Raw genomic sequence first — 942 nt, forward strand, 5'->3', positions numbered from 1 at the left:
CAAAACTTTGAGGGAGAAGAAATATCTCTCCAATTGCGTAATTACGATAAGGCGCGTGTCCTTTATATTACTGATGGGAAGGCAGAATTCGAGCTACCTTCCTCGGATGATCGACTCTATCCTCCTGCTTTATCCTTTCATGATGAGTTAGAAGGGGAGACGATTTCTAGTCAAGCGCTGTCACGACTTTTGCAAAAAATTGCACCAAGTGCAGCGGATGAGGGTGCGCGCATCGCCTTATTAGGTGTTCATTTTCGCGCAAGGGATGGGAAGTTGATTTTAGAAGCCTCAAATTCTCACATGATTTCGCAGGGGTTTATTTCTCACGAAAGTGAGTGTCGAGACGCAATCGTTCCAAAAACATCGCTTTTGACACTGATGAAAAACTTGCCTTTAGAAGAGGAGGTGGAGTTTGCTGCGGACGAAAATCTTTTTTGGGTGAAGACGAGCCGCTTGTTGTTTTTCACAACGCTTATCGATGCAGCTTACCCCGATACATCGAAGGTTTTTGATCGGGCGAAATCTAATTCGACAACCATTGAGGTAGATAAGCTGGCGTTTCGCAGCGCTGTTTCCCGTGCGATGATTCTTGCTAAAGAGGAAGCGAACAAACCCATCACCCTCGAAGTGGAAAAGGGGCTGCGAATTCGCGCAAAAGCAGAGAACAGCAACGCAAAAGAAGACGTGGATGTCGCGCAAATAAGCGGGGAACTCAAAACGCTCTCTTTTAATGCGAGCTATTTGTCCCAACTCACAAGCGCTGTTGATCGAGACCAATTGGTGCTTGTTTTTGGGGACGCGGCGGTTTATTTTGAAGACAACAACTCACGGCATTTGATTTTAGCGGTACGTGTTTAGTTTGGTTGAGCGAGAGGCGGTCGATGCGATGGAAGATTTGGCTGTGCAATACGTGCAAACACGTCAACAGCTCTTGTTGCTTCG

General features: G+C 46.5%; 1 protein-coding gene. It reads left to right on the plus strand.

The genetic code is table 11. The features are described 5' to 3' along the window. Nucleotides 1–858: DNA polymerase III subunit beta (locus BM613_RS14605; protein ID WP_146192861.1), on the plus strand; the 858-nt coding region annotated here is incomplete at its 5' end. Nucleotides 859–942 lie beyond the last annotated feature (84 nt).

It is taken from the genome of Sulfoacidibacillus thermotolerans, from assembly GCF_003144315.1.
GTDB lineage: Bacteria > Bacillota > Bacilli > Alicyclobacillales > SLC66 > Sulfoacidibacillus > Sulfoacidibacillus thermotolerans.